Below are 1,030 nucleotides of genomic sequence, written 5' to 3' on the forward strand. Positions count from 1 at the left end.
GGTTCTTGGCCCTGCTTTTCGTTGGGCGGATTCCATCACGGTTCAAATTGATGGCAATGGCTCGAGGGGAGCGGCCAGCTGCGAATTCCCTGAAGATCCGGACTACGATTTCAGCTTCGACCGGGTTAATCACCCGTTCCCCACTGGTGGTTCGACCTTTTTCATCCAGTCCACGAGTGATGTCATATCCAAAGCTGATGCCCCCAGCCGACTTGCTTTTCCCAATACGGCCCTCTAACCCGCGCCAGGTTTTTTGGCCGAGGTCTTTGAGAAACAATGCGGACATGGTCCCTTTGAGGCCGATATGAACTTCAGTGACCTCTCCATCGGCGATGGTGACGATTTTAACTTGGTTAAAGGCCAGTTGCTTATAGAGACCCGCAATGTGCTCCTGATCGCGTGATAGCCGATCCAGTGCTTCCGCCACCACGACATCGATCCGGCCATCCTGAACGGCCAACAGCATCTGTTGAAAGCCGGGACGCTGATTGGTCGAACCGCTGATGGCAGAATCTGAAAAGATTTCCGACACCGTCCAGCCGCGTTGTCGGGCCAGACTGGTGCAGATCCTCACCTGATCCTCGATGCTGGCTTCCCGCTGGAGATCGCTGCTGTAGCGGGCGTAAATAGCTGCTCTCATGAACGGCTCTCCTCTTCCTTGGCCTGGCGCAACCAGTCCGCTGCAGCCTGGCGTGCCAGCACCCGGGCAATCTCCAACACCGGTGCCAATGGATCCTGGCCGGTGGGGAGGTCGCGCTTCTGGGCGCATATGTGATGAGGCGAGGTCGTCATGCCCAGAGCATGCCGGTCTCCGTCTCACGAAAAAGCGGACATAAATGACGTAATGCCTCATGGAAAACATAAATTGGTCACGAAAATCCGTACGAAATTCTCATTTTAATGATGAAATTGGACTCGAGTCCTGACTGTTGTGGTCAGGTTGTTCCGTGTCTAGCCATCGTCGTGTTTGTGCGGTCATCGGCTTTATTTGCCGCGTGTCAAAACACCAAACAGCGTAGAGGTTGTTTCC

1 protein-coding gene is annotated in these 1,030 nt (G+C 54.6%); it reads right to left on the reverse strand.

What is annotated here, in order from left to right; translation table 11 throughout:
* Nucleotides 1-640 (reverse strand): recombinase family protein (locus tag H261_RS22880; RefSeq protein WP_008622725.1); only part of this gene is annotated, 640 nt, incomplete at its 3' end.
* Nucleotides 641-1,030: the final 390 nt, after the last annotated feature.

The organism is Paramagnetospirillum caucaseum (genome assembly GCF_000342045.1).
In the GTDB taxonomy this organism is placed as follows: domain Bacteria; phylum Pseudomonadota; class Alphaproteobacteria; order Rhodospirillales; family Magnetospirillaceae; genus Phaeospirillum; species Phaeospirillum caucaseum.